The organism is Bacillus sp. Root131 (assembly GCF_001429475.1).
Classification (GTDB): Bacteria; Bacillota; Bacilli; order Bacillales; family Bacillaceae_G; genus Bacillus_A; species Bacillus_A thuringiensis_S.
The window spans coordinates 43,684-70,263 of sequence record NZ_LMJQ01000001.1 but is presented as its reverse complement, the minus strand read 5'-3'; the positions used below and the strand labels follow the sequence as shown (position 1 = coordinate 70,263).

Here is a 26,580-nt window from a genome sequence, read left to right as displayed (position 1 = left end):
CCAAATTTATTCTTTTTTTGGGAAAACTGTAACAAGGAGAGTTGCTTATGCAGATCGCAGAAACTGGAGATATCATCGAATTTAAAGGTGGAATGCAAGGCCGTGTTCAAAAAGTAAATCAAAACTCTGTTATTGTTGATATAACAATTATGAAGAATTTTAGAGAACTAGATATGGAACCTCTTACAGTTGTAAGTCATAAAAACTATACTGTCATTAATCAAAATGCATAATATAATAGAAAGAAAGGGCCTGTATAGTATACATGCCCTTTCTTTCTATTAACGATTATCAATTGTTTCCGGATATAGATCGTGGTTCATCATGCGGTAGTCAGCCATTTGTTCATACTTCGTCCCCGGGCGACCGTAGTTGCAGTATGGATCAATTGAAATGCCACCACGTGGTGTAAATTTCCCCCATACCTCAATGTAACGTGGATCCATTAATTTAATTAAATCGTTCATAATAACGTTCATGCAATCTTCGTGGAAATCACCATGATTGCGGAAACTAAATAAATACAACTTTAAAGATTTACTCTCTACCATTTTTTGCTCTGGAATATAGCTAATATAAATTGTTGCAAAATCTGGTTGTCCTGTTTTCGGACATAAACTTGTAAATTCAGGACAATTGAATTTTACAAAATAATCACGGTTTGGATGATTATTATCAAATACCTCTAATATTTCTGGGCTATATTCAAATAAATATTTTGTATTTTGATTTCCTAGTAATGTTACATCTTTTAAATCTTCATCTAATCTTCCTGTCATTTTAAACATCCCTTCTCATTATACGCCGCGTTTATTTCCCCATACTAACGCATGAAGCTGGGGCAATACTTTTGCATCATTCATCTCTTTACAATTTACAGCTTTATCAATCAGCCACTCATACTTATCTAATAATTTTTTAATAAGCATCGCATCATCCACTGTTTTTGTATCATCGTTTCCTACTTGCAAGAAAAATGGTACATCTGGATAACGTTCGTGCATCTTAACTGCATATTCAAAATCATGATCATCGAATACTACTACTTTTAAACTAATATCTTTTCCTGCTAGTTTCTGAATAATAGCATCTAACTTCTGAAAATCTGTTTTCATCGTCGAACTTGGTGGTTTTGGAGAAATTGTTACTTCATCAATTTGAAGTAACCAATCTTGCCATTTACTCCCTTGAGTTTCAATTGCCGTCCGCATTCCATTTTCTTTTAATATAGAAAGAAGAAACTCAATATTTTTCAGCAATGCCGGATTCCCGCCTGAAATCGTAACATGAGAAAATTTTTCTCCTCCAATTGCAACAAGCTCATCCCAAATATCTTCTGCTGTCATCTGTCTAATTTGATTTTTAGCTGATCCATCCCATGTAAAAGCAGAATCACACCAAGCGCAGCTATAATCACAACCAGCCGTACGGATAAACATTGTCTTTTGCCCTACAACCATTCCTTCACCTTGAATAGTCGGACCAAATATTTCTAAGACAGGGATTTTACTCATCGAGCATCCACTCCCGTCTTACTTCCGCATAACTAGTCGGCGTCTCAAATAGACGAACAAATTCTACGCGAGCTCCTTTATATTCGTTCACTCGATTCTCTTTAGTTAGTGCCTCTGCCATCTTTTCATAAATCCAAACGACCATATTTTCAGCAGTCGTATTCATTGCAGGTAACGTTTCGTTTAAATAACGATGATCTAAATAAATTTCGATTTCATTCTTCCAAATCTCTTTTATATCACCAAAGTCAATTGCAAGTCCTATTTCATTTACATATCCACTAATTCCAAATACAACTTTATATGTGTGACCATGTAAGTTTTTACATTTCCCTTCATAACAGTGTAAATGGTGTGCTGCATCAAATGTAAATTCCTTGCTGACCATTACTCTTTTATTATGGTATTTGAGCTGTTTACGCTGAATATCCTTGTCCATTTTTTGCAAATTTTCTACGATGCGAAATCCAAAGAAATTATCCATTAGTTGTTCGCTCCTTCGCGTTCTTGTAGGTACGTATCTAATCCTGCTTTACGAAGTTGGCACGCTGGACATTCACCGCAACCATCACCAATGATTCCGTTATAACATGTTAATGTTTTTTCTCGAACAAACTCAAATGCTCCAAGTTCATCTGATAATTTCCATGTTTCAGCTTTATCAATCCACATAAGTGGCGTGTGAATGACAAACGGGTAATCCATGGATAAATTTAAAGTAACGTTTAACGATTTCACAAACACATCACGGCAATCTGGATAACCACTGAAATCAGTTTCACATACACCCGTTACAATATGACGTGCTCCAACTTGTTTTGCTAATACAGCAGCAAATGATAAGAAGAGTAAATTTCGTCCATCTACAAATGTCGATGGCAATTCACCTTCTTCATGTGTAATCTCCATATCCGTTCTCGTTAACGCATTTGGAGCAAGTTGATTTAATAGACTCATATCTAGTACCGTATGCTTTATTCCTAGCTCTTTTGCAATTTTCGCTGCACAATCAATTTCTAGCTTATGACGTTGATTGTAATTAAACGTTACAGCTTCTACCTCTGCAAACTGCTCTATTGCCCAAAATAAACATGTTGTACTATCTTGTCCTCCACTAAAAACAACAACTGCTTTTTCTTTTTTCATTTCACTCATTCTCCTTCTCTACTATAAATAAGAAGAAAGAACGTTCTTGAACTGTCACAATAAAAAAACAAAACAATACCTAAGGATATTGTTGTTTCCATAGTTTTTTATAGAGGGAGTTCGCGAACCTCTCCCGCGCGGTGCACGGAATTTCTTCTTTCATTGACACAGCTTATTGTAACATATTGTATACTAGCGTAAAAATTTCTGATTTTTCCGCTATTTATTATTTCATTTCTTACATTTTATAGTATGATTAATTTAATATAAGAAGAGAGGAGGCATCCCACTGAAATCCTTTATTATTTATCTCTTTTTAAATATATTATTCATCCTTATTACAATGCTCGTATATCATTTATTTTGGAATCAAAAAGGGAAACGCTCTCCTAAATTAAATTCAGCTATATTTATTGTATTGTGTTGCCTCGCTACCGTACTCTGTATTACATTTGCAGCAAAAACAAATAATGGTTTTCAATTTGATATGCGCCATATTGTATTAATTGTCGGTACATTAACGGGAGGGCCTATTGCTGGTGGTTCTATCTTAGTTGTATTAAACATATATCGCTTACTATTAGGTGGGGTAGGTGTTTTCCCATCTCTTATCGGTTCTGTTCTTCTATTTATTGTTCTACTATTAACATATAAATTTTTCAATCGAACTTCTAATCGTATAAAAATAACACTTGCTATTATCTACAGTCTCACATATGGATTTAGTTGGATACCTTTCTTTCTTTCAAAGGTTACAAATAAGACTGATTATATACCGCATATTATTGTATATGAGTTATGTTCAATGCTTGGTACGATCCTAATTTTATATTTACTACACATATTACAAACTCAAGTTCGTCTCCAAAACGAACTTATAAATGCTGAAAAGTTTCATTTAATTGGTGAAATGGCAGCGTCTATCTCTCATGAAATTCGCAATCCATTAACTTCAACGAAAGGGTTTTTACAACTGTTACAATCAGATACATGCACTGAGCAGGAACGAAAATTATATATCGACATTGCCATTAACGGCATCGAACAAGCAAATCATGTTCTTACAGATTATTTAACTTTTGCCAAACCAAGCATTGAAAAAGAACAAACATTACAGTTAGAAGAAGAATTACTACATGCATTGTCGTTAATTACACCGCTTGCTAATTTAACAAATGTACGTACTCATTATATAAAGCAAAGCACTTCTTTTTTTATCGCTGGAGAAAAACAAAAACTAAATCAATGTTTATTAAATATTTTAAAAAATTGCATTGAGGCTATGCCAAAAGGCGGTGATCTTTATTTCACATTAGTTCCTGATCATAAGCATATTCAGTTATATATAAAAGATACAGGAATCGGTATGGATTCAGAACAAGTAAAACGTCTTGGTTCGCCTTTCTATTCAACGAAAGAAAAAGGCACTGGACTTGGAATGATGGTCGTATTCAGTGTTGTTCAAGCTATGAACGGAAAAATTGATATTATAAGTGAAAAAGGAATCGGTACAACCTTTTTATTAACTTTTCCACTCATACAAAAAACGTGATGAAATAATCATCACGTTTTTTCTGTTCCTTCAACTAATTCAGCAAAAGCTTTCACTTTTCCGTGCGGTTGTTGATTTTCTTTACGCGCTTTCCAGGCGCGCTCCTCTTCTCGCTTCTTCTTAGACATATTTTTTCAACTCCTTCTTTTCTTTCTCCATGTAGTATTCCAAAATAAGAAAGAAAACTATGCACATATCAAAAAAGAAGTGGTTTCCCACTTCTTCCACTTTAGCGTTGCAAAATTGCATGTTTCGCCTCTTTTAACTGCGTAAGATGTCTTTGTTCATGCAAATCAAGAAATTGAACCCATTGATACAAATTCAGATCATTAAAAACAGGATGCTTTAATCCATTTTCAAATAGATCTTTTTCATCTATAACACTATGAAGCGCGTGTAATAGTTCTTGTCGTGAATGTTCTAGTAATTGAATTCCTTGCTGTTTTTTCATTAAAGTTTCTGTTGGTTGCATTTGCTGAGGAGCTTCTCGTTTATGTGTGCGATCAAGCGTAAGTTGGAGGTCTTTAAATGGAGTCATGTTTCTTTCGTTTTTTTGTAAAGCATATACAAGGGCAGACGTGACAGATTGTTCAACTAAATGCAAGTGGTGTAAAATTTGAGTAATACTCCATTTATCACGGCGTGGCTTTACATTCACTTCTGTATCATTTAACATTTCAATTTCTGATAATAGCGTGCTTCGGGTAGACTGTAATGAGTTTACTAAACTTTCTAAACTCACATCCATATTAGATTGAAGCATACTTGTTCCCCCCTTTTGTTGGTGAAAAGAGGTGCTCCTTATTAGAAACACCTCTTTAGTATTCTGAATTTTCTTTTATTATCTCATCATTTTCCCATTATGTCGATGTTAAACATGTGAAAAAAAGCGCATGTTTTTTACAATTTTGTGTCGTCAAACGCATGTAACCATGCTTCAATTTCTGTAATAACACTTTTCACACAGCCTTCAGCAAATGGTGATGTTAAATTTGCAACTTCTACTAATTCTAAGAACGATTTACTTCCACCTTGTTGACACAGATTCACATAATCTTCCCACGCCTCTTGTCTATTATCTCTTGCACGTTTCCAAAATTGTAGCGCACAAATTTGAGCAAGCGTGTAATCAATATAATAGAAAGGTGAACTATAAATATGCCCTTGACGTTGCCAAAAACCACCGCGCTCTAAATAATCATTATCTTCATAATCACGATGCGGTAAGTATTTCTTCTCTATGTTACGCCATGCTGTCTTACGCTCTTCAGGTGATGCTTCAGGATTTTCATATACATAATGTTGATATTCATCAACTGATACGCCATAAGGTAAAAACAGAAGTGCTGAACTTAAGTGAGAGAAGTAATATTTATCTGCATCTTCTTCAAAGAATAGCTTCATCCATGGCCATGTAAAAAATTCCATACTCATAGAGTGGATTTCACACGCTTCATATGTTGGCCAATTATATTCTGGAATTTCAAATTTACGACTTTCATATACTTGGAAAGCATGACCTGCTTCATGTGTTAATACATCAATGTCACCAGATGTTCCATTGAAGTTTGAGAAAATAAATGGCGCTTTATAATTCTCAATATATGTACAATATCCGCCACCAGCTTTTCCTTTTTTCGCAACTAAATCTAATAAATCATTATCTAGCATGAAATTGAAAAATTCATCTGTCTCAGCCGATAACTCTTTATACATCGTCTTTCCATGATCAACAATCCAATCCGCATCTCCTTTTGGAGTTGGGTTCCCTGTAGCAAACTCAAAGTTTTCGTCGTAATAAGCTAACTTCTCTACACCGATACGTGCTTGTTGTCGCTTTCTTAATTCCGTTGTAACGGGAACGATATAATCCAGCACTTGCTGACGGTAATTAGCCACCATCTCCGCATTATAATCTGTACGGTACATTCTTGCATATCCAAGTTCAACAAAGTTTTTGAAACCTAAAGATTTTGCGATTTTCGTTCTCACTTTAACAAGCTCATCATAAATACGATCTAGTTCTTCCTCATTTCCAGCTAAAAATCCGTAGTATGCTTCACTTGCTGCTTTACGTTCGCTTCTTTCTTTTCCTTGCATAAACGGAATCAGTTGCGATAATGTTCTTTCTTCTCCAGCAAAGTCAATTTTTGCAGATGCTAATAACTGTGTATATTGCGACGATAATTTATTTTCTAATTGTAAATCTTTCACGACTTCATCTGAATATGTTTTTAAATCACATTCTGCTAGAGCAAATAATTGTTTTCCATAATACGCCTCTAATTCTTCACGAAATGGAGAATTAATGAGTGCCTTATAATATTTTGTACCATATCCTTGTACAACTGGAGAGAATTCATCAAAGAAATCCTGCTCCTCCTTATAAAAAGTATCCGTCGTATCAACAGAATGGCGAATGTAACAAAGGTTTCCCATTGTACCAAAATCGTTGCGAATTTCATTAATTGAATGAATGACTTGTTTTTGTTCTTCTACAGTTTTTGCGTTATCAAACTTCTCTAAAGCAACAGTAAATTTCTCTTTTAACTCTTCAATATTTGGGCGTTTATATTCATAGTCTTTAAATGACATGAACGAGCCTCCTCTCCATTACATACCTTTACTATAATTCAATACGTATTCCCGAATTCCCTCTTAATTTTCAACAAAATTCGGCAGTTACTACCCTGAGTTCATTGCAAATAAAAAAGCCTTGGATTTATTTATCCAAAGCTCCTTTGGAACATATTATTATTTTTCATACTTCCCAATTTTTTTTAATAGATCAAGTAATTCATCTTTTTCATCTTTCGTTAACATTTCAAAAGACCGATGTATAACTTTCTCATGCCCCGGAAAAATAGAAGCAATAAAGTTCTCGCCAGACTCAGTTAATTGCGCGTAAATAACACGTCTGTCATTCGGGCATGGGATTCTCTTTACTAATCCCTTTTTCTCCAGCTTATCTACAACATATGTAATGCTGCCACTGGCTATTAAAATGCGCTCACCAATTTGCTGGAGTGGTTGACCGCCTTTATGATATAGCAGTTCTAATACAGCAAATTCCGTTGGATTTAACCCGTTACTTTGTATAGATTTATTTGTAGTATCCATAACAGAACGATGTACACGAGATAATGCAATAAATACTTTTAAAGATTGAGAAATATCTTCTCGTTCATTATTTGATGTCATACAACTTTCAACCCTTCACTTAAATTCTCAGCAATAAAAAGAAAATGCCACTTCATACTTCATGTGAATTCCGAATGAGCATTCACTCATCCATTTCCTCTCCCCTAATATATTAAGAATCATTCTTGAATAAAAACATGACAATTTTAACATAGTTTATATATAATGATAATAAAAAAAGAAGGAGTACCACATTTGAAAGTCAAATTCCAAAGCATAATTATATATATATTGCTTGTTATCCTACCGACAATAGGGATTGGTGCTACATTTTATTCGTATCATACATATAAAATGAAACAGGAAAACAAATTATCCGCTCATACAGTTCTCTTTTTATATAGAGATTATTTAGATCATCATCTTGGTGAAGCAATTTCTGCTTTAGACATGCTTGCAAAAGTTGTAGGCACCGAGACTGGTAATATAAATGGCATTAAACAAATTGTACATGATACAGATGGAAACGATGCACGCTTTTCTGGTCTATATTACGCTACACCAAAAGGGGTCATTACAATCGCATCTGAAGATGAATCAAAGCCCGTAGATGTTTCAGACCGTAAATATATTCAAGACGTTCTACAAACTAAAAAAACCACTGTATCATCAGTCATTACTGATCGCGTTCTTGGACATAAAGCTATTATGATTGCTGCCCCCATATTCAATAAACAGAAGGAGCTCTCAGGATTATTATTAGCTAGTTTACGCTTTGATTACATTTCATCTTCTTTAAATGCCATTAAACCACAATACCATTTTGAGGTAACTGATAAACATGATGTAGTTTTTCTAACCGATGATAATAATGACACAAGTGATACGCATTCTAATATGCTTACTACTCCACTCCAAAGATTAAATTGGAAGGTCTCTGTTTCACCATTACCTATTCATCAAAAAAACTTATACCAGTGGGTTGCAATAGAGTGTATCGCTACTTTATTTTTAATGTCTATTTTATTTTTACTTGCTCAATATATGTTGTTAAAACGTCAAACAAAACTTGAAAGACAACAAAATGAACTACAGAAAATTGAATTAGTTGGAACTTTTGCAGCAAGTACAGCACACGAAATCCGTAATCCTCTTACTGGAATTAAAGGACTCGTCGCTCTATTAAAAGAGAAATATAAAGATGAACAAGATCAGTTCTACTTTTCCGTAATTGAACAAGAAATAGAGCGAATCAATGAAATTGTAAGTGAATTTCTTATTCTCGGCAAGCCAACCGCCATCATCGAACAAACATATGACGTAAGAACAATTCTAAATGAGGTAGCATTAATTATTCAATCTGAGGCGAATTTACATAACATTGTATTCCATTTACATTTGCCAGACCATCCTGTTCATATCCGTTGTTCCAAAGACCATATGAAACAAGTGGTTTTAAACATTACAAAAAATGCAATTGAGGCCATGACTTCTAGTGATACACTAACCATTGTAGTAAAAAACAATGAAACACACGCACAATTGCAGATTACAGATACTGGAAAAGGGATTCCGCAACATATTCAAAAACACCTCTTTCATCCGTTCTTTACTAATAAAGATACTGGAACAGGTCTTGGACTTGTCATATGTAAACGAATTGTAGAGATGTATAATGGGCATATTTTTATTGACAGTACAGAAAACGAAGGAACGACAGTTCATATCGAAATTCCGTTACACATAGTATAATTATCCTTATCCTATAAGGGTAATTATACTTATTTCATAAAACCAGTGACAAGCATTCGCCAAAAATTATTTGATTTTCCTTCATACCCGATTTGGAAAATTGGTATTTTTATAATTGAAAACCATTTCGGTGTTTGTTTTTCTTTATAACACTGATATTGTAAAATAAGCTTGTCCAATTCTTGACTAACTTGAATTGTCTCCCTACTATTTAGCCCACTTGTTAATCCTAGTTGAATCATTTCTTCACGTTTCATATGAATATCACGTGAAAGCTTTTCTAATGTGTACTTCCTTTTTACAGTAAACATCCATATCCCCCTTATTATACTTCCATGCTCTCAACTTCACTTCTCCATTGACCTTTTTAACTACTTAATCATATACAAATTTGAAGAATCAGAAATTTTAACATTTTCTCCCTGTAATTTACAAATCTTTACCCTCACTTTGAGAATTATTACAAATTATTCTATCTTTGTAAATACATTCGCAATAATAGACATTTTTTTCATCTTCTTTTTTTACAAATTCTACGTAAACCGGGGATTCTTAATTTTCCACCTACTTTTCTTCGACATTTTTTGTTTAATTTATATAAAAAAGCAAAACATAATGATGATTGATAAAGTGAAACTTTAATCAGTGTTTTTTGTTCAGCCCCACTGATTATTAGCATTCACCAATCGTGCGTTTATAGGCAGTGAATCTCCCACCTATCCAGCCCAATGTTGAGGTGGGAGTCTTACTACCCACAAATAGCGGGATAACAATAGAAAGGAAATATTTATATGCGAAAATATACGATTACATTGTTCATCATTGTTTTGTTTTTACCGTCCTTCTTATTTCCTATTCAAGCAAATGCTCATACAAATAAAGTTGCTATTGTCATTGATGATTTCGGCAATAATATGAAGGGGACTAATCAAATGTTATCACTTCCCATTCCGCTCACTGTTGCTGTTATGCCTTTTCTTCCTTCCACAAAAGAAGATGCAATAGCTGCCCATAAAAAAGGCCATGAAGTTATTATACATATGCCAATGGAACCTATTAAAGGTAAAAAAGAATGGCTTGGACCGAAAGCAATTACAACCGATTTAAGCGATGAAGAAATAAACAACCGACTTGAACAAGCGATTCAAGAAGTTCCGCATGCAATTGGAATGAACAATCATATGGGGTCAAAAGTAACAGCGGATGAAAGAATTGTTCGCCTTATACTTGCTGCTTGTAAAAAACACGGTTTATTTTACTTAGATAGTAAAACTAATCCTAATAGTGTCGTCCCAAAAATCGGAAAAGAATTAGGAGTTCCTATTATTGAAAACCAACTATTTTTTGATGATGTGTATACAGCAGGACATATTTCAAAACAAGCCCAATTACTCATCAAAAAAATTCAAGAAAAACCTATTATGGTAGCTATCGGGCATGTGGGCCCCCCAGGTGAAATTACATCACGAGTTATTGAAACTTCTATCCCTAAAATTCGTGAGCATGCAGACTTTATTTTTTTATCTGATCTAGCATTATCCCCGCCTCCTGTTTCAAAATAAAGTTTATTACTCACAAAGAAAAGTACCTATCTACATATAACAGATAGGTACTTTTCTTTTTAACTTAAATATAATCTACATGACTCACTCTGAATCCTTTTTTCTCTATTTTTCCGATTAATTGCTTTAATCTTGTTTCATCTAACTCATCTGATATATTTACAATAACGCGGCGGATATATTGATCACCGTTATCAAGTGTAAACAACCCACCGATATTATATGCTTTTAACAATGTCCCAAGCTCTTTAATCGTTCCCTTACAATCTTGTGTTGCAATTGTTAATATATAACCACCTGTCCGCATACCAAATGAATCTTCAATAACATCAAATATATTCGAATGCGTTAACATACCGACAAATTCATTATAATCATTTAGCACGGCTAAAAACGGAAGCCGACGAATCACATAAAAGGCTCTGAAGAAGGAATCCTTTTCAAAAATAAATGCATTGGAATTGTCAAGCATATCTCCTGCACTTACATGCTCTAATCCGCTATTGCATTTTTTTCTAATAAATCTACTTTATAAATAATACCCGTGAATTTCTTCTCATCTTCTGCTAATACCGGGATGGCTCGAAATCCCGTTTTGTTCATCGTTTGCAGTGCCTCTTCACCAGAATCATTTATTTTGCAAAATGTTACTTGCTGCTTTGGCAGAAAATGATATTTAACTCGCAAAATATGTTCCTCCTTACATGTCAACATGTAATCTATATATAATAAGGAGACCTATATTTTATGAGTGAAATTATTTTTAAAACGCTTTCATTTATTTATTAACTTGTGGCCATATCACATTCATTTTTATATAACAGAGCTTCTTGCGCCCTTAATCATTAATAATTTCACATGATAGTTCATTAAATATTCTATACCCTCTAGCCATTTTTTCGCTTCTTCTGGCGTTTTTCCCCACACAATCATGCCGTAATTATGAACAAGAACTACTCCTCCACCTTCAATGAAATTCGGAACATTGCTTTCTAATAAATCAGCGAATTTTTTTTCATCTTCTACAATTGGAATGGTCATTTCTGTTATACCTTCTTTTCCGAAAACACGTTCCACACTGCGTTTATCGAACGTTACTTCTCCTTCTTCTCCATATAACTCTGATATTAAATGACTATCTACAGTCTGCACTTGTAAAATACATCCTGCACTACTTTTTTTATAAATATCCGCATGCATAAATGACTCTGCAGCTGGTTTTTCTTCATTTTCAAATACTGACTCGCACATGCAATTTACGACAATAAAATCTTCTTCCGAAAATAGCCCTTTATCTCTTCCCTCAACATTTACTAAAAATGTTAACGGCTCTTTTGACGTACATAGCGACAAACTAATTTTGGTACCATAAAACCAATCACGAAGTGCCAATTCAGATTTCACATCTTTTAATTCATTCCATTTCTTCAGAAAAAATAACATTTCGTCACCCCCGGCATAATATTCATATAAGGTTCGAATCCTTTCTATGTAAAAGGAATATTTTTTGATTATTCTAAAAATTTAATTGAATTATCACATGAGAATGCTTTTTTGTCAATATAGTTTCGCGGTTCTTCTTTAAAATAGGCTATTCATATGTCTATACTCCTATCTATTGCCTATTTCATTTTGTACATAAAAAAATGCACTATTCTTTAATTAAAGAATAGTGCATTTTCCTCAATTTTTATCCCGCTATTTGCTGGGCAGTAAGACCCCCACCTCAAAATGCAGCGAAAGCAAAGAAGTTAGGCGGGGATCGGGCTCTGCCCGTAAAAGCCCGATTGGTGAGGGCTAATAATCAGTGGGGGATAAACAAAACCCCCACTGATTAAAGTTTCATTTTATTTCTTTATTGCATTATATAAAAACTGTGCATATTGTTCACGTGTTACGAAATTATCTCCTAAAAAATTCCCTTCCCCGTCACCTTTTGATATTTTATTATCTACTAGAGCTTTCACATATCCTTTCGCCCAATGGCCATTTGGTATATCTTTGAAATTCTCTGCACTATTTTCATTTTCTTTTAACTGAAATACTCTTTGTAGTACTACTGACATTTCATATCGAGTTAATACTCCATCTGGACGGAATATATCATTTCCATACCCTGTCATAATACCAGCTTGAACCACTGCATCAATAGCCGTTTCATACATATTTCCTTTCGTATCTGTAAATGCCGTTTTTGGTTCTAGATTATTTTCTAATTTTAAATACCTTTGTATTAGAAGAGCTACTTGTCCACGAGTAATGTTATCACCAAATCCAAATTCACCATTTCCATAGCCTATAAATAACTTTTCTTTCGCTAAGTAATTAATTGCTTCTTCTGACCAATGTCCCTTTGGTACATCTTTAAATTCTACCACTTCTGTTTTCTCATCTTCTTTAGATGTATTACCGTCTTTACTTTCTACTACATTTTGAATAACAGACCCTGTAAAGAAGATTCCTGTATCCGCAAATGGATCTTTCACACCAAATTCATATACTTTCTCACCTGGTGTACTCCATTTCACTACACCATTACTATACGTACCGTTATCGCTCTTCAGACGAATTTTCGTAGAAATCTCACCATTTTTTTCATATATAGGTACTTTTACTTCTTTATTTACTTCTGTTTCCTCTAAAAATACTTTTTGGTTTTGGACATTGATATAAGCCGTCTTACTTAGTTCTATAACTGGTCGGACATCACGGATTTCATTTGCAACAAAACTTAGAAATACTAATTTTTTCAAATTGCTCACTGGTGATAAGTCTGTAATATAATTCGCTTCTAAATCAAGCTTTTGTAAGTTTACTAGACTTGATAATGGAGTAATATCTTTTAATTCATTATTAGGTAAATCTAATTCTGTAAGCTGAGTCATTTTAGCAAGTGGTGTCACATCTTTAATTTGATTTTTCCCGACAAATAATTTATTTAATTGATTCATTTGATCAATACCCGATAAATCTTTAACATTATTACGCGTTAATACTAAATCTTTTAAAGGTAATGAATATAACGGTCTAATATCTTCAATTTGATTACCTGCTAAAGTTAAGTATGTTACATTTTTTAAAGCACTTAATGGAGCAACGTTCTTAATTTTATTATTTGCTAAATTCAAGTAATCTAGTTGTTCCATTTTTGCTAATGCTGTTACATCTTCTATTTGGTTGCCTGATAGATATAAAGTTTTTACATTTTTCATTTCAGTTAGTGGTGCAACATTTGTAATTTTATTATTACTTAAATCAAGAGACTCTAAATTATTCATCTTAACAAGTGGCGTTACATCTGAAAATTCATTACCACGCAAAGCTAAATGATTTAATTGCTTTAGGTTCGCAAAGAACGACGGATCTTTTATCTTTGCATTCGCAACTGTTAAAGATTTTAAATTTGGCATATATTTTAATGCACTATAATCAAGTATCTCGTTTGTATTTAAAAACAAATCCTTTACTTGTAATAACTCTTCTTTCGTAATTGGTGTATTTAAATCTTTTCTATTAAATACTTTTTTATTAACAAGTTCTCTTAATTTGTTATCTGTTATCATGTTTTGATTATCAACTGGATTATCCGTTTCCGTATTGCCTGAATTAGAGTTATCATCTGGTTTCTCTGTTTCTTTGTTACCTACAGTTGGATCTTTAATTTCAAATTGAACTTGATATTTGTGATCATATCCAATAGCTGGAATAAGTATATGCATTTGCATATTGTGCTTCTTCTCAAACTCGCCAATTTCAAATTGAACTACTTTCGTTCCATTCTTCCTCTTATCTTCTGACAAAACTTTCACATCATGAAATACACCAGGCTGGTTTCTATCTTCTATTCTAAGATATTGAAAATAATCGCTATCTTGCATTGTTACAGTGACAATTTTTTTGCCAGCTGCAATTGTTACTTTAGGATCTTTTATATATTGAGAAACCATAGATGGCTCGTCTTTTTGATCCTTATATATTTTAATCTCAGTATCATACGTGCGATCACTCGCTGCTGCTACCGATTGATTTGCTTCAACTTTTAGTGCTGCTAATGCTGGAGTAGAGTACGTAGCAAATGGAATTGCTAATGTTGTCGCTACTACTAGCGCCTTCATATAATTTTTTTTCAAAATAATATCCCCTATCATATATAATTTTTATAATTGATAATACTTATCAATTATCCACAAATAAATGATAATGAATATCATTATCATTGTCAATGAGAATATTACATTAAATTTATATTTTTAAAGATAAATAATAAAAAGCCCTTTATTCAAAGGGCTTTTTTACCTATCGTATGAAGAATTTCACTTTTTTCCTTCTCATTGATGACACCGATTTTTTGCAAAATATTCGCGTACAATACAAGTTTATTATATATTCGTTCTGACATGTTCTCCCTTCTTTCCTTCGACCAACTTTTTTTGTATTGGTAAATTATATGAAAGAGATGAGAAAATGTGTCCACTTTTTGCATAAATGCAAATCTTTTATTTTACGATTTACAGACAATAAAACTCCCTCCTAAAAATTAGGCGGGAGTTTAGGTACTTTCACTGTATTTAACAAACTGTCCACTGAATATTATGCTTCATAAGTTCTTCTTCAAAACTATATGGCATTTTTTTATCACAAATTACATGTTGAATACGTGAAAATGCTGCTATACGATAATTCCCTTTCACGCCTACCTTCGTATGATCACATAAAATATATGTTTTCTCAGCTAATTTCATCATCGCCTCTGACAATTTCGCTTTCTCTAATTCAAAGCTGGAAACTCCAAAACTAGGTAATAGCCCATCAATCGAAACGAACGCTTTATGAAAATGGAATTGCTGTATTACTTGCTGAGAAATAGACCCTGATACACGCGAATGCTTTGGAGATACTTTTCCACCTATAAATAAAACTTCACCGTGAAACATCTTTTTATTAATAGAAGAAATTAATTGTGTTGCGACTGGAAATGAACTTGTTACAATCGTTAAGTTTTTACGATGAACAAGGTATGGAACCATTTGAAGCGGTGTACTTCCATCATCAATTGCAATGACATCACCATCTTCTACAAATGTCGCTGCTTTATAACCAATTCTTTTCTTCTCTTCTATATGTAGCATTTCTCTTTCTAACATTGGTGCCTCTACCCCAGCGCCTGGAAGTTGAACAGCTCCACCATACACTTTTTTCAACTTCTTTTCACGATCTAATTCTTCTAAATATCGACGAATCGTTTCTGTTGATACAGCAAATTCTCTCGCTAATTCTGAAACCTTTACTTTCCCTTTAAATTCTACCTTTTCAAGAATGGTTCGCTTTCTTTCTTCTCCTACTACAGACATAGCTTCACCTCATTTATATCTCCCTCATAAACTTCCTTATTTATACAAGGTTGTAATTTTCTTTATAAGCAGAAACTTTTTCATGAATATGAATACCGCGCTTTGCTAGCTCATCAAAAATCAATTGTGGATTTTCAAAAGCTTCTTCAGGCGTAACAACACCCACCCTATTTACATTTCCATTTGCAATTAACTCTGCAGCAATCCCAAATGGAATACCGACGTTTCTCGTATAAGCTCTTAATTTTTCCCATCCTACAACAGAGCCATCAGATAACGGATGTGTATGATATAATACATGTCTTTGCTTCTCATTATTTTTCATACCTATTACTTCTACATGAAGTGCATAACCATAAACCTCTGTTTCTTGTCCTTCTTTCGATTGTAATAAATACTGCGAAATACAATCCATAATACCAATTTCTTTCCCATTTATTTCAATCTGATCATTACGCAATATGCCGTAATCATATAAAGCATGTACAAGTTGCATATTTTGCTTTGGCCAAGTTCCTCTCGTCTCTATCAGTTTGATACCTTTATTTTCTAGTGCCTTTGCTAACGTAATTGTTTCAGAATGCGGGATTATATACTGCGTTGTCTTACCATAAGGCGCTGGCAATTCTATTTCTCTTGGACGCGCAAACGGAAGTACTTGCTTAAATTCACCATCTTCATACACTGTACGCGATGGTAAATGTGGATCATATTCATATGTCGTTGTCTCTGTAATTGATGCAGAAAAAGCAATCGGACGATACGAACCGTGACTTACGCGGATCGTATCTACAGTATCCAGTTGATTTGCTGCATGCATTGCCATCATTTGCGTTACACCTGGCGTCATGCCAAATCCAGGTAAACATGTTTTTTCGTTTTGAACAAATATAGCATGCGATTCATTTTCTTCACCAAATCCATTTAAGTTCACACCGTGACACCCTGCTTCTGCAATACAGCGGGTCGACAATCCGTTTAGCTTTATCGTCGTACCGTCCATTACAATGTCATAACCAATCATTTTTGCAACCGTATCCTCGTGATTCGTTACATCTACTTTTACAAAATCAACACGAGGATCGTTGAGCCATTCTACTACTTTACGGCCCTCTTCCTCGTTAAAATCAGCTACTGTAATCGTCTCAAAAGATGAAAATTGAACTAAATCCAAAATAGCTTCACGACAAATTTTACCTGCTCCACCTAAGCAAAATACTTTCATCCAATAACAGCTCCTTTAGCAATACTATCAACTAAGCGATTAATATCTTCTTCATGTACATCACCGATATTTCCAATGCGAAACGTATCTACTTTCGAAATTTTTCCAGGGTAAATAACAAATCCATAACGCTTTAATTCGTTATATAACTGTTGAAACTCGAACCCCTCTTTTGGATAAATGAAAGATGTAATAATAGGAGATTGATATTTCTCATCTACTAGTGGCTTAAATCCGATTTCTCCCATTCTATTCACTAGTAGTTTTTGATTGTTGTAATATCGATTGTAACGCGCTCTCACTCCCCCCTCTTTTTCTAGTTCAAGTAGTGCTTGATAAAAAGCATGTACAACATGTGTAGGTGAAGTAAAACGCCATTTCCCATTTTGTTTTTCCATCGTTTCCCATTGATCATATAAATCAAGAGATAAAGAACGTCCTTTTCCTTTACACTTCAATAATTCATCACGTTTTACGATTACAAATCCGAATCCAGGAACCCCTTGAATACACTTATTTGCACTACTAATTAAAAAATCAATTTGTAAATCAGCAATGTCTATTTCAATCCCGCCGAAACTACTCATCGCATCAACAATTGTAACCTTTCCATACTGCTTTCCTAATTTACATACATCTACAATTGGATTTATAATACCTGTCGTTGTTTCACAATGAACAACTGCAATATGCGTAATCTCTTTATCTTCTTGCAATAACTTTTCTACTTCTACAATATTAGTAGGTTCCCACTCTTCTGTTTGACTGACCACTACATCAATCTGTAACATCTCTGCCATTTGCACGATGCGCTTACCGTACGCACCATTTGTACAAACGAGAAGCTTCCCATTTGCCGGAATAACAGAACCAATTACTGCTTCAACTGAAAACGTACCGCTTCCTTGCATTAACACTGTTGTATATTTCTCTTCTTCCTTCGTCGCTAACGATACAAGTTTAGCTCTTACTTCTTGCACCATCGTATTATATTCAACATCCCACGTACACCAATCGTATAGCATAACTTCTTTTACTGATTTTGTTGTCGTTAATGGTCCTGGTGTTAATAATAAATAGTGATTTTCATTCATGATCCAGTGCCCCTTTTATGAAATAATTAGTTCTTGTTTCTCGATATGTTCTATTATGTTTTCGAGCTCCTGCATCGTTTCAATCGTAAAATGAGCCCCATTTTCAACAAACCGATTACGAACTACTTCTATTTTTTCACGAAGCTCTACCGAATCCATACTCTCCACTTCCTCTTCCGTTAAACCGAGCTCACTACTTCCAAGAATTACACCAACTGTCCACATTCCAGCATTTCTACCTTCTTTCATATCTGATACTGTGTCCCCTACTTTTATCATATGGTTCATCGGATACACATCAAGTTCCATTGCATTTTTATAGCACATCCATGGATATGGACGGCCTGCTGGAACATCATCTGGCGTAACAAGAAAATCAGGTTTATATCCTTGTAACGCTGCTTCCTTTGCAACAATATCCATCATTTCTCTCGTATAACCAGTTGTTGAACCGATTTTAATGCCTCTCTCACGTAAAGAAGCGATTACTTCTTTTACCCCCTCAATCGGCGTAGCATAACTTGGCAAAATAGAAAAGAGAATTTCTTCAAACTCTTCATACATCTCATGAATGTCTACTTCTGTTGGTAATTGACCGAAGACACGCTTCCACTCATCCGCAATACGAGGCATTTCTGTTAGTGCCCTTACATGATCTATTTTTAATAATCCCATTGGCTTACGTGCTTCTTCTACTGTAATTTCAACGCCGCGTTTATGAAAAATCTTCATGAATACTTCTAGTGGTGCAAAACATCCGTAATCAACTGTCGTACCTGCCCAATCAAAAATAACTGCTTCAATTTTCATTCTGTCCATCACCCTTCTTATTTATCTTTTTTGCCATTGCGAAGTTCGGTTACGAAGTGCTTTCGTTCCCCATTCATATACAACTCTCACTACAATATTTGTAATAACAATAAGTACACTCATTGCAGCTGCTGGCGCTACATTTCCTGCATCATCCATATTTACGATTGATACGGCAGCTAGTTTAAAATCAGCTGCATATAAGAATACAACTGCTGACACAGTTACCATCGAATTTACGAAGTAGTACATCACCATTTCTAAAATTGCTGGTAAACACATTGGTACTGTTACTCTAAAGAATGTTTTATAAAACGGAATACCCATTGACTGCGAAACAAGCTCAAACTCACGGTCTAATTTCTTTAAGGCAGTCGTTGCCGTGACAAATGTTACAGAATAAAAATGAATGATATTTACTAGTACTAACACAGCGATTGTTCCGTATAAAGAATGAAACGGATTCGTTACTGATAGTCCCAGAATTTGAATCGTTGGTTGACTAAAGAAAAAGACATATCCTAATCCGAGTACTAAACCTGGTATCGCTAACGGCACTATAGAGAAAAAGTAACCTGTTTTTCTAAAAAATTGTAGCTGGTCTATTTTCTCAATTGCATATGCGAATACAAATGTTAAAATCGCCCCAATAACTGCTGTAACTGCTGAAACAATTACGCTATTTTTAAATGCTTCAAGTCCATCTCCTGTTAAACTCGAAAAATTAAAATGCTCAAATGTAAAACTCATATTATATGGCCATACTTTCACACTTGCAGCAATACCAACTGCAACAAATAATAGAATGATCATAAGTGTAATTACACTACAATATATGAATGAGATTACATCTCTTTTCTTATTAGCTATTATTCTGTATGGTACTGCTTTTGAAGATAAGAAATTCGCCTGCTTTCTTTGCGTAATACGATCAACTACAAATGCGAATATAGCTGGGATTAATAAAATCATTCCGACAGTTGCACCCATCGGCATATTTTGCTGTCCAATTACTTGTTTGTATACGTCAGTAGCAAGCACATTATATTGCCCACCAACAATTTTTGGTGCCCCAAAATCAGTAAAACTAAGTGTAAACACAACAAACATTGCACTAATTAATCCGTACTTTACACTAGGTAAAGTAACCGTGAAAAATTGCTTTGTTTTACTCGCCCCTAACATATTAGAAGCTTCATATAATCGATAATCAGATCCTTGAAAGGCAATTAGCAATATAAGAAATGCTTGCGGAAATGTATACATAACTTCAGCTATTACAATTCCTACTGGTCCATATAAAGGGATTTGTATACCTTCAAATAACCCAAACATCCCTTTCGTTACTAGCCCTTGATTACCAAATAAATATGTAAGTGCTATACCGTGCATCATCGTTGGTGCGAACAATGGTAATAACGCTACATACTGAAATACACGCTTTCCAAAAACATTCGTACGGGCAATTGCATATGCGTAAACGAATGCGATTGCAACTGAAATAATTGTTGTTGCGCCCGAAATCCATACTGTATTTTGTAAAGACTGAACTAAAGTTGGTGTTGTGAAATATTTACTGAAATTCGCTAAACCAATGAAAACTCCATCTTTATTATAAAAAGCTTGTGTAAATATTTGTAATAGCGGCAATACAAGTATGATAAGGAAGGAAAGGATCATACCGATAATTACGAGCCTTTGGATCCATTCCTCTTTCCCAATACTTCTCTTAATCTTTTTTTTCGTACTTTCTACCTTATAGTTTTCTAACATCTCCATCTATACAATGACCTTCTTTCCATATGACAACATATGATTTTCTGAGAAAGAGATTTGAATCGGCTTTCCTTTTCTAATAGCGGTTGCTTCTACTTCTGATGCTAATATATCCACTACAATTTTCTCATTATAAAGGTGTGTGTTTTCTTCTATGACTCGCACTTCCGTCCGATATACGGATCCGCGAAATTCCATACTTTCCACAACTGTTTTAATACCTTCCTTTTGTACAATTGTTACATGTTCAGGACGAATTGCATGTTCTTCGTTATTTTTCGAAAAGAAATTAATAGAACCAATAAAATCTGCCACAAACGGATTGGCTGGTCTTTGATAAATCTCCTCTGGTGTTCCAATCTGCATAATTTCCGCATGATTCATTACAACAATTTTATCAGCCATCGTTAATGCCTCTTCTTGATCATGCGTTACCATAATCGTCGTTATTCCTATTTCCTCTTGCAAATCACGCATTTCTCTACGTAATTTTTCACGCACTTTTGCATCTAAAGCTGATAACGGCTCATCGAGTAACAAAATATCTGGAGACAGAGCGAGCGCACGTGCAAGTGCTACTCGCTGCTGTTGTCCACCAGACATTTGAGCAGGATATTTATCTTTTACATTCAGCAAATCTACAAGTTTTAACGCATCTAGCGCTTTCTCTTTCACTTCTGCTTTCCCATATTTTTTTGTCTTTAAGCCGTATTCAATATTTTCAAGTGCTGTTAAATTCGGAAATAAAGCATACGATTGGAAAACCATTCCGAAGTTTCTCTTTCCAGGAGGCAATGCTGTAATATCTTTTCCATTCACAGCTATACTGCCAGTCGTTGGTTCCTCTAGTCCCGCTAAAATGCGAAGCAACGTCGTTTTCCCACAACCACTTGGGCCTAATAAACAAACAAACTCATTTTTGTTCACAGTAAAAGAAATATCTTTTAACGCTGTAAATGCATCAAACTGTTTTTGAATGTGTTGAATTGATAAATATTCGCTCATTTTTCTCTCTCCCACTCACTTACTTTTTCGGTTCTGCTTTTTGACCAAACTCTTTTTCCCATTTTTCTAAAATTTTGTCACGATTTTCTGCTGCCCATTTAAAGTCATTCTTTTTATATAATTTTTCAGTAACATCTTTCGGGAATCCCTCTGGAAGTTTATAGTCATTTTTAATTGTCGCAAATCCATTTTTCTCAAAGTATAACTTCATTACATCATCAGTAATTGCCCAATCTAAAAATGCTTGCGCTAATTTATCATTTTTCGCATTATCTTTCTTAATAAGTGCGTTCGCTTCTACTTCCCATCCTAATCCTTCTTTCGGCAGTACAACTTCAACTGGGGCACCTTTTTGTTTTTCTTTTAAAGCACTATAAACCATTGATACACCGACTGGATATTCACCTGCTCCTGCTAATTTTGCTGGTTTTGATCCTGAATGCGTATAACTTGCCATATTATCATGAAGTTTCTTCATGTAATCCCAGCCTTTATCTTCACCCATGATTTGTAGCCATGCAGAAACTGTTAAAAACCCTGTTCCAGATGATGCTGGATGTGGCATAACAAGTGTTCCTTTATACTCTGGTTTCGTTAAATCTTCATATGATTCTGGCATCGGTAAATTTTTCTTCTTTAATTCTTCTTTATTTACAGCAATCCCCGTCATAAATGCAGTATTTCCTACCCATTTTTCAGGTTGCTTATCATCTTTAAATTGCGGAAGAACACGATCTGTTCCTTTTGGAGAGTATCCTTTTAACATATCTTTTTTATCTAAAGCTAATAGACTTGATGCCGCAGTTCCCCATACAACATCTGCTTGTGTATTTTTCCCTTCAGCTAGCAATTTCGCAGTAATAACTCCTGTTGAATCACGTACAATGTTTAATTTCACATCAGGATATTTCTTTTTAAAGGAATCAAGATAAATTGGTACAAGCTCTTCTTCAATTGCTGTGTAAACAGTTAATGATCCAGATAATTTTTCATCTTTCACTTTCGCTCCAGCACTTTCTTCCTTCTTTGCACCACACCCCATTAATAACGAAAATACCATTCCAGTCGCTACAGCTTTAAAGATTGTTTTTTTCACTGTTTCTCTCTCCTTTTACAAATCTTATGTACAACTCAAATATAAACAACTAGTGTAAAAGCAGTATTAAACCAACATTAATCTTTTGTTTGTTGTTTGTTTTTGTGTAATACGTTGCTACTTCTATGTTTTTTCGCATTTTTCTGATAATAGAAAACACTAAATTTACAAATAATTAAAAAAACCTTTATAATCCCACAAAAAAATGAGGCGTTTGTAAAAACGCCTCATTTTTGTTTCCCTTTTTTTGAATTACGATTAGCATACTTTGCGCTATTTTCTCCTTCATACTCTAATGCAAATTCTGCATCTGGTAAGCTTTCTTTCGGAGTTTTATTATTATTGATTGCCGCATTTTGTTTTACTTTTCTTTTTACCAATACATTCACCTGCTCTCAAGAAATCACTTTCTACTCTAGTTTGAAACAATTTAAAATAATTATTACTGGCAAGTGTTAACAAGTACATAAGAGGCGTTCGATGGAAATACTACGTATGAAGAAATCATTATAAAAAGGAGCGATGATTTTGAAGAAAAAAGAAAAGATTCAATCACCAATTTTAGACGAAACGCTCCCGCATCAAATGAATTTTCCATCTTTTAAAGGAACAGGAAAAACGATGCAACAACCTTTTGTGAATCCATATGATGTTGTAATTGGAGACAGTAAATATAATTCCGAGAACAGTCCACTTAACAATTGGAGTGATGAAGTAGATCCTGCCATTATGGCTGGTGATGAGTGGATCCATCCTACAAATGATATTGGGTGGATTTCAGAAGAAAATCAAGAGTTGCTAAAAAACGAATCAGATAATAAAAATGAAGCTTTTATGCATCCACAATTTGGCATTAACGACTAAAAAAACATTCTACCTAACATAGGTAGAATGGTTTCATACTATCCAATAATAATCCGTTCTTTCGGGTATTTATAGCGAGGTGGTTGTTCCCTTCCACCACTAGCTAAAATAAATGTTAAAATACCAACGCGTCCGATAAACATAAGCACAATGAGTACAAGTTTCCCAATAGTTGTTAAATCAGGCGTAACACCTGTTGATAGTCCTGTCGTTCCGAAAGCAGAACAAACCTCAACAATTAAGCTCATAAGCGGTACATTTTCCGTAATAGATAAAACGAATAGCGCAGTAGCACATAACAAAATCCCCATCGTCATAACGACAGATGCTTTCAGTACATCCTCTTCATGTAACTGACGTTTGAAGACTCTAACTGTTCTACCGCCCCTTGCAAAGGTGTATAGTGACAATATACTAACAGCAAATGTTGTTGTACGTATTCCGCCCCCAACCGAACTTGGAGATGCCCCTATAAACATTAATATACTCATAAATAAAAGCGTCGGTTGTGACAATTCACGTATATCCATTGTAGCCAGTCCACCACTTCGCGTCGTCACAGATTGGAATAATGTATAGAAAACTGTTTCATGCCATGACTTTCCTGCTAAAAACTGATTTCGTTCTAGTAGAAAAATCATAATTGTTCCAACGATAACGAGTGCAAAAAATGTCGTTGTCGTCAATTTTGTAAATAACGAAAAGCGGAATAGTTGCTGTCGCCTTTTACTAAAGAATTGTTTTACTTCCATTAACACCGGGAAGCCAATCGCTCCTAAAATAATAAGCAACATATGAATCATTTGCACAATATAATCTTTTTTGTACGGAATTAGTGATTGTCCAGTTAAATCAAATCCTCCGTTCGTAGTTGCACTAACAGCGGCAAAGAAACCGTGGAAATAAGCTTCTTGCCAAGTTGGAAAATAAAGTAGAAATCTTGTACCTAATAGTATTGCTCCAATAAGTTCTATCGAAATAATTACAATTAAAATAGAACGCATCAATTCTACAAGGCCTGATAAATTCCCTTGATTATGATCTGCCATAATGAGTCTTCTTCTCTGCAAACCGATTTTTTTCCCCGTTATAATCCAAACAAACGTACCAAGTGCCATAATCCCTAAGCCGCCTAATTGTAAAATAAGGGCTAACATAATAATTCCTGCCGTAGTAAATGTATCTGAAATCGTAACAACAGACAGTCCCGTAACACTTACCGCACTAACAGATGTAAAGAGGGCATCTATAAATGTCCATTTCACACCAGCCTTCGTAACAAACGGGAAACTAAGCAATATTACCGATACAACTACCGCTAATAAATAAAACAAAACGATGAGTTGTACAGGACGTAATTTTTGTAAAAACTTTTTTATATCTCTCATTCCATCACTTCGCTACCTTTTTTCTATCGATTAAATAAAGAAAAATCTTTACTTTCTTTATTTGTAAATAACTGCTCAAATAATTTGGCAAAGACCATTCCATATACAGTTCCATTACCTCCATACGGCAATGCGTAAAACAAATTATGTATCTTTTCGTCTTCTTTTAAAATGGGGAGACCATCATGAGTACCACCAAATGCGGCTGCCCAATAGTAGTCTGCCTGTATATTTTTATACTGCGGGAACAGTTCTTTTACAATATTAATAAGGATATCACGCTTATGCAATAATTTCGTATCACCGATTGTTTGAATTTGTATCGCTTCATCTAATCCGCCTACAATAATGCGGTTTCGATACGTTCGAAAATATAAGTAGGGCCGTGCCGTTTCCCAAATTAACGATCGCTCATGCCAGCCTTCAAACTGATTTATTTCATTTGTTACAATTGCATAAGAAGTTTCTACTGTTGTATTCTTTTCTTTCTTTCCAAAAAGCGCTTCATAACCTGTCGCCATAATAATATTCTTTGCTACAATTTGATTTCCTGTTTTCGTGTAACAAATTAAATCATTTTGGTGTTTTTTTATATGTATTGCCTCTGTATGTTCATATATATTAGCTCCCATTTGGTTTGCTTTATGCAAAAAACTATGCGCTAGTAAATACGGATTCACCTCAGCATCACCTTGCATATATAACGCTGCTTGTTTTGCAAAAGAATAACGTTTCTTAATATCAGCTTCTGTAAAATATTCAACTGGAAATCCATAATTCTGTAACGTATTATATTCCTCTTGTAAAAATGAGACATCCTCACTTTTACTTGCATAATATAAACTATTTCGCGGAATAAAATGGGGATCAATATCAAGAGTCGGTATAACCTCTTCCATTGTTCTTAGCGCTTCATAACAAAGCTTATATGCTCGTACCCCTTTTTCTTTACCAAATGTATGAATAAGAGAAGTTAACGATTTATCATGAAGAAATTGTAGTAAACCTGTATTAGCAGCTGTGCTACCACACGCAATTGCTCTTTTTTCAATAAGAGTAACACTCATACCAATTTTCGCTAACGAATGCGCTATATGAGCACCTGCTTCGCCACTTCCGACTACAAGTACATCACATATCATATCACTTTCTAACGGTGGATAACAAGGTACAGAAACTCCTGTATTCCAAAACAACTTACCGGTCATAAGTTTCATAATCATACTCCTAAAATATAAATTTCTCCTTTCTATGTTTTGTTATTTTCCATAAAAAAATCCAACTAACATAGGCTAGTTGGATTT

Annotated in this window: 26 protein-coding genes, 1 pseudogene and 1 riboswitch; of the genes and pseudogenes, 5 read left to right on the top strand and 22 right to left on the bottom strand. The window is 34.4% G+C overall.

The genetic code is table 11. From position 1 onward, the window contains the following. The first annotated feature begins 47 nt into the window (after positions 1–47). Positions 48–233, top strand: a complete 186-nt coding sequence (locus ASE54_RS00365; RefSeq protein ID WP_001165082.1) for a DUF2187 family protein — start codon at positions 48–50, stop codon at positions 231–233. Between the two features lie 48 nt (positions 234–281). Here the strand turns inward: ASE54_RS00365 and queF are convergent, their stop codons facing one another. From queF to queC, 4 genes are read right to left on the bottom strand one after another with little or no spacing between them, the layout of a single operon-like run. Beyond that, positions 282–779, bottom strand: coding sequence for a preQ(1) synthase (gene queF / locus ASE54_RS00360; protein ID WP_001986050.1), 498 nt, complete (start codon positions 777–779; stop codon positions 282–284). Positions 780–797: 18 nt separating this feature from the next. Beyond that, entirely contained in the window at positions 798–1,514 is a 717-nt protein-coding gene (queE, locus tag ASE54_RS00355; RefSeq protein ID WP_000036303.1) for a 7-carboxy-7-deazaguanine synthase QueE, read from the bottom strand. Beyond that, complete coding sequence (queD, locus tag ASE54_RS00350) at positions 1,507–1,998, bottom strand: 6-carboxytetrahydropterin synthase QueD (RefSeq protein ID WP_000368414.1); 492 nt, start codon at positions 1,996–1,998, stop codon at positions 1,507–1,509. Before queD ends, queE begins: the two co-directional genes overlap by 8 nt. Continuing rightward, the gene (gene queC / locus ASE54_RS00345) at positions 1,998–2,660 is read right to left on the bottom strand and encodes a 7-cyano-7-deazaguanine synthase QueC (protein WP_000711598.1); all 663 of its coding nucleotides are present in this window, start codon (positions 2,658–2,660) and stop codon (positions 1,998–2,000) included. Before queC ends, queD begins: the two co-directional genes overlap by 1 nt. A gap of 93 nt (positions 2,661–2,753) precedes the next feature. Then, positions 2,754–2,797: riboswitch (PreQ1 riboswitch) on the bottom strand. 206 nt (positions 2,798–3,003) lie between these two features. Between queC and kinB the strand changes: the two genes are divergently transcribed. Next, the gene (gene kinB / locus ASE54_RS00340) at positions 3,004–4,212 is read left to right on the top strand and encodes a sporulation sensor histidine kinase KinB (RefSeq protein WP_002083096.1); all 1,209 of its coding nucleotides are present in this window, start codon (positions 3,004–3,006) and stop codon (positions 4,210–4,212) included. Positions 4,213–4,223: 11 nt separating this feature from the next. On the opposite strand, the gene ASE54_RS36650 is transcribed toward kinB, so the two are convergent. From ASE54_RS36650 to ASE54_RS00320, 4 genes are all read right to left on the bottom strand, one after another. Further along, complete coding sequence (locus tag ASE54_RS36650) at positions 4,224–4,340, bottom strand: DUF6254 family protein (protein ID WP_000038355.1); 117 nt, start codon at positions 4,338–4,340, stop codon at positions 4,224–4,226. Positions 4,341–4,441: 101 nt separating this feature from the next. Then, complete coding sequence (locus tag ASE54_RS00330; protein ID WP_000941975.1) at positions 4,442–4,975, bottom strand: DinB family protein; 534 nt, start codon at positions 4,973–4,975, stop codon at positions 4,442–4,444. A gap of 137 nt (positions 4,976–5,112) precedes the next feature. Beyond that, a complete protein-coding gene (locus ASE54_RS00325; RefSeq protein ID WP_000008575.1) occupies positions 5,113–6,807 on the bottom strand; it encodes a M3 family oligoendopeptidase in 1,695 nt (564 codons plus the stop codon). A gap of 159 nt (positions 6,808–6,966) precedes the next feature. Further along, positions 6,967–7,413 (bottom strand): MarR family transcriptional regulator, encoded by a 447-nt coding sequence (locus tag ASE54_RS00320; protein ID WP_000203339.1) that lies wholly within the window; start codon positions 7,411–7,413, stop codon positions 6,967–6,969. Positions 7,414–7,608: 195 nt separating this feature from the next. Here ASE54_RS00320 and ASE54_RS00315 point away from each other — a divergent pair, with 195 nt between their 5' ends. Next, a complete protein-coding gene (locus tag ASE54_RS00315) occupies positions 7,609–9,105 on the top strand; it encodes a DUF3149 domain-containing protein (RefSeq protein ID WP_000865060.1) in 1,497 nt (498 codons plus the stop codon). A gap of 29 nt (positions 9,106–9,134) precedes the next feature. Here the strand turns inward: ASE54_RS00315 and ASE54_RS00310 are convergent, their stop codons facing one another. Next, positions 9,135–9,416 carry an aspartyl-phosphate phosphatase Spo0E family protein gene (locus ASE54_RS00310; protein WP_000495537.1) on the bottom strand — a complete coding sequence of 94 codons (282 nt, stop codon included), beginning with the start codon at positions 9,414–9,416 and terminating at the stop codon, positions 9,135–9,137. A gap of 480 nt (positions 9,417–9,896) precedes the next feature. On the opposite strand from ASE54_RS00310, the gene ASE54_RS00305 reads away from it, so the two are divergent. Beyond that, positions 9,897–10,667 carry a divergent polysaccharide deacetylase family protein gene (locus tag ASE54_RS00305; protein WP_001234134.1) on the top strand — a complete coding sequence of 257 codons (771 nt, stop codon included), beginning with the start codon at positions 9,897–9,899 and terminating at the stop codon, positions 10,665–10,667. A 64-nt stretch (positions 10,668–10,731) separates the two neighbouring features. Here ASE54_RS00305 and cbpA read toward each other — a convergent pair. The 11 genes and pseudogenes from cbpA to ASE54_RS36145 all read right to left on the bottom strand — a co-directional run bounded on the left by cbpA (position 10,732) and on the right by ASE54_RS36145 (position 23,404). After that, positions 10,732–11,354, bottom strand: a pseudogene (cbpA, locus tag ASE54_RS00300) (cyclic di-AMP binding protein CbpA). Positions 11,355–11,480: 126 nt separating this feature from the next. After that, a complete protein-coding gene (locus ASE54_RS00295) occupies positions 11,481–12,110 on the bottom strand; it encodes a class II aldolase/adducin family protein (RefSeq protein ID WP_000896006.1) in 630 nt (209 codons plus the stop codon). Between the two features lie 404 nt (positions 12,111–12,514). Continuing rightward, positions 12,515–14,797: an NEAT domain-containing leucine-rich repeat protein gene (locus tag ASE54_RS00290; RefSeq protein ID WP_000742630.1), complete on the bottom strand. Its 2,283-nt coding sequence runs from the start codon at positions 14,795–14,797 to the stop codon at positions 12,515–12,517. Positions 14,798–15,235: 438 nt separating this feature from the next. Continuing rightward, positions 15,236–16,018, bottom strand: coding sequence for a DeoR/GlpR family DNA-binding transcription regulator (locus tag ASE54_RS00285; protein ID WP_000117666.1), 783 nt, complete (start codon positions 16,016–16,018; stop codon positions 15,236–15,238). A 40-nt stretch (positions 16,019–16,058) separates the two neighbouring features. Next, on the bottom strand, positions 16,059–17,243 hold the full coding sequence (locus tag ASE54_RS00280; protein ID WP_000862157.1) for a saccharopine dehydrogenase C-terminal domain-containing protein: 1,185 nt from the start codon (positions 17,241–17,243) through the stop codon (positions 16,059–16,061). Then, entirely contained in the window at positions 17,240–18,337 is a 1,098-nt protein-coding gene (phnW, locus tag ASE54_RS00275; RefSeq protein WP_001004780.1) for a 2-aminoethylphosphonate--pyruvate transaminase, read from the bottom strand. The genes ASE54_RS00280 and phnW overlap by 4 nt, the downstream gene beginning before the upstream one ends. Positions 18,338–18,352: 15 nt before the next feature. Next, positions 18,353–19,147, bottom strand: a complete 795-nt coding sequence (phnX, locus tag ASE54_RS00270; protein WP_000687386.1) for a phosphonoacetaldehyde hydrolase — start codon at positions 19,145–19,147, stop codon at positions 18,353–18,355. A 21-nt stretch (positions 19,148–19,168) separates the two neighbouring features. Next, positions 19,169–20,926 carry a putative 2-aminoethylphosphonate ABC transporter permease subunit gene (locus ASE54_RS00265; RefSeq protein ID WP_000425527.1) on the bottom strand — a complete coding sequence of 586 codons (1,758 nt, stop codon included), beginning with the start codon at positions 20,924–20,926 and terminating at the stop codon, positions 19,169–19,171. Beyond that, positions 20,927–21,928: a putative 2-aminoethylphosphonate ABC transporter ATP-binding protein gene (locus ASE54_RS00260; protein WP_000006195.1), complete on the bottom strand. Its 1,002-nt coding sequence runs from the start codon at positions 21,926–21,928 to the stop codon at positions 20,927–20,929. Between the two features lie 19 nt (positions 21,929–21,947). Beyond that, complete coding sequence (locus ASE54_RS00255) at positions 21,948–23,024, bottom strand: putative 2-aminoethylphosphonate ABC transporter substrate-binding protein (protein ID WP_000750915.1); 1,077 nt, start codon at positions 23,022–23,024, stop codon at positions 21,948–21,950. A gap of 227 nt (positions 23,025–23,251) precedes the next feature. Further along, the gene (locus ASE54_RS36145; protein WP_000240799.1) at positions 23,252–23,404 is read right to left on the bottom strand and encodes a hypothetical protein; all 153 of its coding nucleotides are present in this window, start codon (positions 23,402–23,404) and stop codon (positions 23,252–23,254) included. 148 nt (positions 23,405–23,552) lie between these two features. Between ASE54_RS36145 and ASE54_RS00245 the strand changes: the two genes are divergently transcribed. After that, a complete protein-coding gene (locus tag ASE54_RS00245; RefSeq protein WP_000726020.1) occupies positions 23,553–23,888 on the top strand; it encodes a DUF3905 domain-containing protein in 336 nt (111 codons plus the stop codon). Between the two features lie 38 nt (positions 23,889–23,926). On the opposite strand, the gene ASE54_RS00240 is transcribed toward ASE54_RS00245, so the two are convergent. Next, positions 23,927–25,276, bottom strand: a complete 1,350-nt coding sequence (locus ASE54_RS00240) for a TrkH family potassium uptake protein (RefSeq protein WP_001204689.1) — start codon at positions 25,274–25,276, stop codon at positions 23,927–23,929. Positions 25,277–25,299: 23 nt separating this feature from the next. Further along, a complete protein-coding gene (locus ASE54_RS00235; RefSeq protein WP_000772567.1) occupies positions 25,300–26,493 on the bottom strand; it encodes an FAD-dependent oxidoreductase in 1,194 nt (397 codons plus the stop codon). Positions 26,494–26,580 lie beyond the last annotated feature (87 nt).

Coding starts and splice junctions, on each gene's coding strand:
- ASE54_RS00365 (WP_001165082.1), top strand. CDS start 48: ATGCAGATCGCAGAAACTGGAGATATCATCGAATTTAAAGGTGGAATG.
- queF (WP_001986050.1), bottom strand. CDS start 779: ATGACAGGAAGATTAGATGAAGATTTAAAAGATGTAACATTACTAGGA.
- queE (WP_000036303.1), bottom strand. CDS start 1,514: ATGAGTAAAATCCCTGTCTTAGAAATATTTGGTCCGACTATTCAAGGT.
- queD (WP_000368414.1), bottom strand. CDS start 1,998: ATGGATAATTTCTTTGGATTTCGCATCGTAGAAAATTTGCAAAAAATG.
- queC (WP_000711598.1), bottom strand. CDS start 2,660: ATGAAAAAAGAAAAAGCAGTTGTTGTTTTTAGTGGAGGACAAGATAGT.
- kinB (WP_002083096.1), top strand. CDS start 3,004: ATGCTCGTATATCATTTATTTTGGAATCAAAAAGGGAAACGCTCTCCT.
- ASE54_RS36650 (WP_000038355.1), bottom strand. CDS start 4,340: ATGTCTAAGAAGAAGCGAGAAGAGGAGCGCGCCTGGAAAGCGCGTAAA.
- ASE54_RS00330 (WP_000941975.1), bottom strand. CDS start 4,975: ATGCTTCAATCTAATATGGATGTGAGTTTAGAAAGTTTAGTAAACTCA.
- ASE54_RS00325 (WP_000008575.1), bottom strand. CDS start 6,807: ATGTCATTTAAAGACTATGAATATAAACGCCCAAATATTGAAGAGTTA.
- ASE54_RS00320 (WP_000203339.1), bottom strand. CDS start 7,413: ATGACATCAAATAATGAACGAGAAGATATTTCTCAATCTTTAAAAGTA.
- ASE54_RS00310 (WP_000495537.1), bottom strand. CDS start 9,416: ATGTTTACTGTAAAAAGGAAGTACACATTAGAAAAGCTTTCACGTGAT.
- ASE54_RS00305 (WP_001234134.1), top strand. CDS start 9,897: ATGCGAAAATATACGATTACATTGTTCATCATTGTTTTGTTTTTACCG.
- ASE54_RS00295 (WP_000896006.1), bottom strand. CDS start 12,110: ATGTTATTTTTTCTGAAGAAATGGAATGAATTAAAAGATGTGAAATCT.
- ASE54_RS00285 (WP_000117666.1), bottom strand. CDS start 16,018: ATGTCTGTAGTAGGAGAAGAAAGAAAGCGAACCATTCTTGAAAAGGTA.
- ASE54_RS00280 (WP_000862157.1), bottom strand. CDS start 17,243: ATGAAAGTATTTTGCTTAGGTGGAGCAGGTAAAATTTGTCGTGAAGCT.
- phnW (WP_001004780.1), bottom strand. CDS start 18,337: ATGAATGAAAATCACTATTTATTATTAACACCAGGACCATTAACGACA.
- phnX (WP_000687386.1), bottom strand. CDS start 19,147: ATGAAAATTGAAGCAGTTATTTTTGATTGGGCAGGTACGACAGTTGAT.
- ASE54_RS00265 (WP_000425527.1), bottom strand. CDS start 20,926: ATGGAGATGTTAGAAAACTATAAGGTAGAAAGTACGAAAAAAAAGATT.
- ASE54_RS00260 (WP_000006195.1), bottom strand. CDS start 21,928: ATGAGCGAATATTTATCAATTCAACACATTCAAAAACAGTTTGATGCA.
- ASE54_RS00240 (WP_001204689.1), bottom strand. CDS start 25,276: ATGAGAGATATAAAAAAGTTTTTACAAAAATTACGTCCTGTACAACTC.
- ASE54_RS00235 (WP_000772567.1), bottom strand. CDS start 26,493: ATGAAACTTATGACCGGTAAGTTGTTTTGGAATACAGGAGTTTCTGTA.